We start from the raw sequence: 5,676 nt of genomic DNA on the forward strand, positions 1-5,676 counted from the left end.
TGGCCGGCAACCGCAATCGCCCTGAGTTGACCGGAATGCCGGCCAGCGGCCGGCACTACCGCCCCCGGAGTTCGGGGGCAGCGCCGCAGGCGCGGGGGGGTTGGAGGCCGGTGAGTGGGGCCCGCGATTCGCGCAGCGAAACGCGGGAGCGACAGCACGCATGTGCCGAGCGCACCCGGCCAGCGGCCGGCACTACCAAACCGTCAGACAGCGGCCAGCCCTCCCAAAGAAGCGGCCCTTGCCCCGGCCGCCGTTTCGCGGCACGCTTCGCGCTTCCGTACGCAAGCGTATCGACCATGTCGCCAGCCAACGAAAGCGCCTATCCCCACCTGTTCGCCCCGCTGGATCTGGGCTTCACCCAGCTGCGCAACCGCGTCCTGATGGGTTCGATGCACACCGGCCTGGAAGATCGCGCCCGCGACTTCCCACGGCTGGCGGCCTACTTCGCCGAGCGCGCCGAGGGCGGCGTCGGCCTGATCGTCACCGGCGGCTTCGCGCCCAATGTGGTCGGTTGGCTGAAGCCATTCGGTGGCAAGCTGTCCTGGCCCTGGGAAGTGCGGCCGCACCGCCAGCTCACCGCCGCCGCGCACCAGCACGGCGCGAAGATCTGCCTGCAGTTGCTGCATGCCGGCCGCTATGCCTACCACCCGTTGTCGGTGGCACCGTCGAAGCTGAAAGCACCGATCAACCCGTTCACCCCGCGCGCATTGTCGGCCAGCGGCGTAGAGCGCCATATCGCCGACTACGCTCGCAGCGCGAAGCTGGCCCGCGAGGCCGGCTACGACGGCGTGGAAGTGATGGGCTCGGAGGGCTACCTCATCAACGAGTTCATCGCCCCGCGCACCAACAAGCGCGCCGATGCCTGGGGCGGCGACGCGCGCCAGCGCATGCGCTTCGCGGTCGAGATCGTGCGCCGCATCCGCGAGGCCTGTGGCCCGGACTTCATCATCATCTACCGCCTGTCACTGGTGGATCTGGTCGACGACGGCAGCGACTGGGACGAGATCGTTCAACAGGCGCAGGCGATCGAGGCGGCTGGCGCAACGATCATCAATTCCGGCATCGGCTGGCACGAAGCGCGCATTCCGACCATCGCCACCTCGGTGCCGCGCGCGGCCTTTGCCGGCGTCACCGCCAAGCTCAAGCCGCATGTGAAGGTACCGCTGGTGGCGACCAACCGCATCAACATGCCCGACGTTGCCGAACGCATCCTGGCCGGTGGCGGCGCCGACATGGTGTCGCTGGCACGCCCGCTGCTGGCCGACCCGCAGTGGCCGAACAAGGCCCGTGCCGGCCGCGCGGAGGCGATCAACACCTGCATCGCCTGCAACCAGGCCTGCCTGGACCACGTGTTCGAGAACAAGCTGGCCAGCTGCCTGGTCAATCCGCGCGCCGCCCACGAGACCGAGCTGGTCTATCGTCCCACTGCTACGCCGAAGACGGTTGCGGTGGTCGGCGCCGGCCCCGCCGGCCTGGCCTGCGCCACTGTCGCTGCCCAGCGTGGCCACCAGGTCACCCTGTTCGATGCCAATGATGAGATCGGCGGCCAGTTCAACGTGGCCAAGCGCATCCCCGGCAAGGAAGAGTTCCACGAGACCCTGCGCTACTTCCGCCACGCGCTGCAGGAGACCGGCGTACAGCTGCGCCTGGGCACCCGCGTCGACGCTTCCCAACTGGCTGGCTTCGACGAGGTGGTGCTGGCCACCGGCATCACCCCGCGCAAGGTCGATTTCCCCGGTGCCGATCACGCCAAGGTGGTGAGCTACCTGGACGTGCTGCTGGGGCGGGTCGAAGTGGGCGCCAATGCGGCGATCATCGGCGCCGGCGGCATCGGCTTCGATGTCGGCGAATTCCTCAGCCACGCCGGTGAATCCCCCTCGCTGGATCCGCAGCGCTGGATGGCCGAATGGGGCGTGGACCCCAGCTTCGAGGCACGCGGCTCGATGGGTCGGCCCGAGGTCGAGCCGTCACCGCGACGCTTGTGGCTGCTGCAGCGCAGCCCGGGCAAGCCGGGCGCGCGGCTGGGCAAGACCACCGGCTGGATCCATCGCGCCACGCTGAAGGCCAAGGGCGTGCGCATGCTCGGTGGCGTCGAGTACCTAGGGGTGGACGACGAGGGCCTGCGCATCCGCGTGGACGGCAGCGAACAGCTGCTGCCGGTCGACCATGTGGTGATCTGCGCCGGGCAGGAACCGAACCGCACGCTGCAGGCCGAACTGCAGGCGGCCGGCATCAACGCGCAGCTGATCGGCGGTGCCGACGTGGCCGCCGAACTCGATGCGAAACGCGCCATCGACCAGGGCAGCCGGGTCGCCGCCGCGCTCTGATGAGCGCCTGAATGGGGGACGGAATGTGATTTCCGTCACCCCGGTTGAACCTGAATGTCAAGCCGAGCGGTTCACGATGCGTTCGGCTATGCCCCCCTACCTTGCGCCATCTTTCCGCTCACCAGCCAGTTTCCGGTGAGCCGGCGCAGTCCCCACGATCGGTACTGATCGTTTCTTTTGGGGCTGCCCACGGGGCGGCCCCGATGGCCGCCTCCCCATGACGCCAAGTCGTCCCCCACCTCCTGTCGCCCCGCGGCCGGAACCGGAGGGTGCGGCCCATACGGAGCAAGGAGTTATATGAAACTGGCCTGGATTCTCTGGCTGTCGCAGTTGTTGCCTCAGCCGGCCGCTGATTCACTGTGTTTGAGCACCACCGTCTACCTGGAAGCCCGCGACCAGACCCTGCGCGGTCAGCAGGCTGTTGCCGAGGTCGCCCTGCGCCGTCTCGACAGTGGCCTGTGGGGCGACTCGATGTGCCAGGTGGTCACCGCGCGCAAGCAGTTCGCACCGACCATCGTCTCCCCCGGCACCCAGCTGGGCAATGACGCGGCGTGGAGCGAAGCGATGAACGTGGCTTTCGACGCCGAGCGCAACTGGGCGCTGCCGGCCGGCGAACGCCGCGAGATCGTGCCCGGTGCCAGCCACTTCGCCGCGCTGTCCATCGCCAGCCCGAACTGGCGCAACGCCTACCAGGTGGCGACCATCGGCGATCACACCTTCTACAAGGTGCAGAACCTCAAGCCGCGGCAATCGTAACGATCCGTGCTGGCGGCAGCGTTGCCGGCCGCCGCCGGGCTCTGGGATAGTGGGCGTTTCCCGCCCGCATCACCTGGAGTTCCCATGAAGCTGTACAGCAAGCCCGGTGCCTGTTCCACCGCCGACCACATCGCCCTGCAGTGGACCGGCCAGCCGTTCGAGGTTGAACTGCTGAACAAGGACACCCTGAAGGGTCCGGAATTCCTGAAGATCAATCCGGCCGGTGCCGTTCCCGCACTGGTCGACGGCGACTTCGTGCTGCTGCAGAACGCCGCGATCATGGGCTACATCGCCGACAGCTTCCCGCAGGCCGGCCTCGGCGGTGATGGCAGCCCGCGCCAGCGCGCCGAAGCCACCCGCTGGCTGGCCTTCGTCAATTCCGACGTGCACCCGGCCTTCTCGCCGCTGTTCGCGCCGGGCAAGTTCATCGCCGACGAGAGCCAGTACGACGCGATCCGCGCCGCCGCGCACAAGCGCCTGCGTGGCCTGTTCGAGACCGCTGACAGGCAGCTGGCCGACAAGCCCTGGCTGGCCGGCTTCCGCAGCTTCGCCGACCCGTACTTCTACATCACCCTGCGCTGGGCCGCCGGTACCAAGGTTGATCTGTCCGGCCTGGACAACCTGGCCGCCTACAAGGCACGCATGGACGCTGATGCCGGCGTGCAGGCCGCGCTGAAGGCCGAAGGCCTGGCCTGACCTTGGTCAGGGGTCAGAGCCGTTCGCGTGGCGAACGGATCTGACCCCATCGGCTACCAGGCGGCTCCGCCCCCCTCGATTTCATTGGTGCGATCAGCCGATTTGGCGGATCACTTCCCCCTTGGCATCGCGCAGGTAGGTCGGCACCACCTCGATACGCAACCTTCCTGCCAGCGGGTAGACCCCGCGCTCGGCGTGCACCCCTGCCAGGGCCTGCAGGCCCGCCTCGTCCAGTGACCAGCGCGCGCTGTCGGCGGATACGTCCGCCACTTCACCGCCCCCGTCCGCGATGAACTCCCACTGCCGCTCGCGGCTGACCAGTTCCAGCGATCTGCCGTGGCGCAGGCGCAGCGGCAGCAGTTCGCACACGCTCGCCACCTGGCCGGCGCCAAGCACCAGCGTGATCATGCCCGCCTCCTGGCGCCAGTCCAGTGTCTCGATGAACAACATGCCGGTGCTGGAGCCTTCGCGCTCGCTGCCGGCCCGCACCTCTGCCGCCAGCGCAGGGTCCTCCAGCAGGTTGCCGCGGTGCAGGTCGCTGACCCACAGCGGCATTGCCGGCTGCAGCGCCTGCAGCACGCCGCGCGTAGACCAGCGCTTGACCGCCTCCATTTCCTCATCGGTCAATCCAACCAGCTGCAGGAACTGCAGGTGGCCATTGGCGGTGTCGCGTGCCGGCAACTGCGGGTCGGCAATGAAGGCCAGGTGGCACAACCGCGTGTCGGTCTCCAGTGCGATCGGGCCGTTGGCATTCAGATGGTGGCCATCCTCGAACACGTTGCCGCTGCCGAACACATAGCGCGCCAGGTTCTGCAGCAGGTTCATCGGCCACACCGGCGGCGTGCTGTCGGCGTTCTCAGCGGCTTCGGCAGCGAGACGGAACGTCAGCTCGAAACCATAGCCGCTGGCGGCAGCATCACTGCTCTCCTTGGCATACAGCTCGGAGAAACCGTAGGTGATGTAGTGCCAATGCGGAACCGGCGCATCCGCCCAGTACACGCTGATGCCATCCAGCGGATCCTGGCCGCCGAGCGTGTAGGGAAGCGCGGTGCCGTAGTGTCGCGGCTCCTGCCCGGCATACAGCGGCGAAAGCGCCGCATTGATCGCGTCCCAGCCGGGGGTGTCGGTGTCATCGTGGTCGTCCTGCACGCGGAACTCCTTGTGGGGAAGTGAACCGATCACTTTACGCGGTGGCTCAGGCCTGCACGACCTCTTTGCCAGCGTTTACTACGGCGGACTGGGTTTCCTGCCACCAGCGCTGGGCCAGCGCCGGGCTGCGCGCCTTGCCCACCGCCGCCAGCAGTTCCGGGCAAAGGCGTTCCAACGCCAGCGCATCGGTGCAGCGTTCGATCTTCAACTGCATGAAGTAGCCCTTCAGCCCCAGATGGCGCCGCACCGCCTCGCTCATCGCGTCGTACAACTGCTGGTACAGCGCCGGGTCCTGTTCGCGGCCGGTGCTGATGCCACGCGCCGGAGCGGCCTCTACGCTCCCGCCGATCACCTCGATCAGTCCCTGTGCGGCCAGCTGCTCCAGTGCATCCGGAGGTGCGCGCAGGCCATCGAACAAGCCGCGCAGTTCGGTGTCATCGCGATGGCCATCGACCATCAACAGGATTGAACGCAGTGCCGCCGGCAGGCGCCGGCCACGGTCTTCGATTTCCTGACGGCCAGCAGCCGTCTTGGCGTGCAGCAATGCCATTGCATCCCCCTCCCTTGATGCGCCATGCCGGCGCACCCTCACGGGCACGCCCCCCTGTGTGCCACCCCTGGGCGGCGCGCGCATTCCCCGGCGCGCACCGCGTGTTGCAGGTCGATGACAGGGCGAGCTTAGCGCAAGTGCAGCGGGTAGTGCCGGCCGCTGGCCGGCAACCTCGGGATTGAGGGGGGGGCCGGCCAG

The 5,676-nt window shown here is 68.1% G+C and carries 5 protein-coding genes; 3 read left to right on the top strand and 2 right to left on the bottom strand.

All coding sequences use genetic code 11. The features are described from left to right. Positions 1 to 296: 296 nt before the first annotated feature. From ABGA94_RS22215 to ABGA94_RS22225, 3 genes are all read left to right on the top strand, one after another. Entirely contained in the window at positions 297 to 2,327 is a 2,031-nt protein-coding gene (locus ABGA94_RS22215) for an FAD-dependent oxidoreductase (protein WP_375368110.1), read from the top strand. Between the two features lie 297 nt (positions 2,328 to 2,624). Next, complete coding sequence (locus ABGA94_RS22220; RefSeq protein WP_004154513.1) at positions 2,625 to 3,083, top strand: cell wall hydrolase; 459 nt, start codon at positions 2,625 to 2,627, stop codon at positions 3,081 to 3,083. 84 nt (positions 3,084 to 3,167) lie between these two features. Then, on the top strand, positions 3,168 to 3,779 hold the full coding sequence (locus ABGA94_RS22225; RefSeq protein ID WP_100477630.1) for a glutathione S-transferase N-terminal domain-containing protein: 612 nt from the start codon (positions 3,168 to 3,170) through the stop codon (positions 3,777 to 3,779). Between the two features lie 93 nt (positions 3,780 to 3,872). On the opposite strand, the gene ABGA94_RS22230 is transcribed toward ABGA94_RS22225, so the two are convergent. After that, positions 3,873 to 4,928: a suppressor of fused domain protein gene (locus ABGA94_RS22230; protein ID WP_065178951.1), complete on the bottom strand. Its 1,056-nt coding sequence runs from the start codon at positions 4,926 to 4,928 to the stop codon at positions 3,873 to 3,875. A 46-nt stretch (positions 4,929 to 4,974) separates the two neighbouring features. Then, the gene (locus ABGA94_RS22235; RefSeq protein WP_005415431.1) at positions 4,975 to 5,478 is read right to left on the bottom strand and encodes a hypothetical protein; all 504 of its coding nucleotides are present in this window, start codon (positions 5,476 to 5,478) and stop codon (positions 4,975 to 4,977) included. Positions 5,479 to 5,676: the final 198 nt, after the last annotated feature.

It is taken from the genome of Stenotrophomonas sp. 3diitr2024 (assembly GCF_042136455.1).
Lineage (GTDB): Bacteria > Pseudomonadota > Gammaproteobacteria > Xanthomonadales > Xanthomonadaceae > Stenotrophomonas > Stenotrophomonas sepilia.

Bases quoted from the DNA above. Each gene is read 5' to 3' on its own strand.
- ABGA94_RS22220 (WP_004154513.1), top strand. From the start codon at position 2,625: ATGAAACTGGCCTGGATTCTCTGGCTGTCGCAGTTGTTGCCTCAGCCG.
- ABGA94_RS22235 (WP_005415431.1), bottom strand. From the start codon at position 5,478: ATGGCATTGCTGCACGCCAAGACGGCTGCTGGCCGTCAGGAAATCGAA.
- ABGA94_RS22225 (WP_100477630.1), top strand. From the start codon at position 3,168: ATGAAGCTGTACAGCAAGCCCGGTGCCTGTTCCACCGCCGACCACATC.
- ABGA94_RS22215 (WP_375368110.1), top strand. From the start codon at position 297: ATGTCGCCAGCCAACGAAAGCGCCTATCCCCACCTGTTCGCCCCGCTG.